This is a genomic window from Helicobacter sp. L8, assembly GCF_003660355.1.
Classification (GTDB): domain Bacteria; phylum Campylobacterota; class Campylobacteria; order Campylobacterales; family Helicobacteraceae; genus Helicobacter; species Helicobacter labacensis.
The window spans coordinates 1-1,283 of record NZ_QXQR01000050.1 but is presented as its reverse complement, the minus strand read 5'-3'; the positions used below and the strand labels follow the sequence as shown (position 1 = coordinate 1,283).

The window sequence follows — 1,283 nt, the reverse complement described above, 5'->3', positions numbered from 1 at the left end:
TAGTTCTATTGCGACTTCTGTGCAGGGGGCTACACAATACCAGATCACTAAAGTTCTCTTTGACACTCTAGTGCGCACTCTGCCCTATATCCCCTTTGCTAAGATGTTAAACGATAAGGTGAGCGGAGCAGCTTTAAGGCATCATCTAAAAAGCGCGTTGCACAAGTCCCATAGTGTCAGCGAGTTTAAAACCCACTTGCGCGCTCTAGCTAGCAGAGAGGACTTTGACAACGCCACCAAAGCCCTTATTAGAGAGATTGAGGGGGGAATGCCCCCAGATGATGGAGGCGAGCCGGGGTTAAGCCGAAGGGTTGACCCCGTTGCGAGTGGGGGAGGAGGAGCGCCCAAGAGTGAGAGCGGGGGGAGTGGGGGAGATACATTATCTTTGTCTGAGTCTAGCCTTGAACTATCAGAAGAAGCATTAAAGCAGATTGAGCAGGAGGCTAGCACACTCTATCACACCGCTAAGGAGCAAGAGGCGAGCTTTAAACAACTCTTAGAGGGGCTAGGCAATAGCTATAACACTTTAGAGTTAGGGGCGTTATTAAAAAGTGAAAGTTCTATAGTTTCTAAACTCAGCAGAAAGCAGGGCAGAGTAGATGCCTTGAATGACCTTTTAAGGGGCGCGGTGATCGTACCTAGTAAGGAGCAACTAGACGGGCAATTAGTCTCAATAACCACGCATTTAAGAGAGCAGGGTATAGGGCATAGAATCGAATATAAGGAGAATGCCAATGGATACAAGGGCGTGCATATCCAGTTTAATTATAACGGAGTGCCTAGTGAAGTGCAGTTACACACCTCTAAAAATTGGGCTATTAAGAAAGAGCAAGATAGCACATACCACATCACAAGAGATAACGAAACCGCGCAAAAATTAAGCACGCAAGAAGTAGAAGCTTTATTAGAAAAAAGTAGAAAACTAGGTCAAGAGTCAGATTTAGATATTAACCTCTTTACATCATTTGAGGTTATTTTGACTGAGTCCAAATCAGCAACATCGCTAAATCTTAAAAGTGAAGCCGTAGAATTAAACTTAACCCACATTTTGCGTTTAAAATCATATTCAAAAGACCCATCTTCAGGGGCAGATAAGGCGTATAACCGCCCCGACTCTGTATTAAACCAGAATGACGACATTTTATCTTCAGGCAATGGAAACATACAAACTCCTTAAAAGAGAATAGCACATCCCCCCAAACACCCCCCTTAAGCCCTAGAGAGCAGGCACTAGCCTTTAGAGAGAGCCAAAGACAAGAGGCTTTAGAGCAGCAGCAAGCTAA

Annotated in this window: 1 pseudogene; it reads left to right on the top strand. The window is 44.7% G+C overall.

Features of this window, described 5'->3' with window-relative positions:
- Positions 1-1,177 (top strand): annotated as a pseudogene (locus EAO37_RS08990) (hypothetical protein); the annotation flags it as partial.
- Positions 1,178-1,283: the final 106 nt, after the last annotated feature.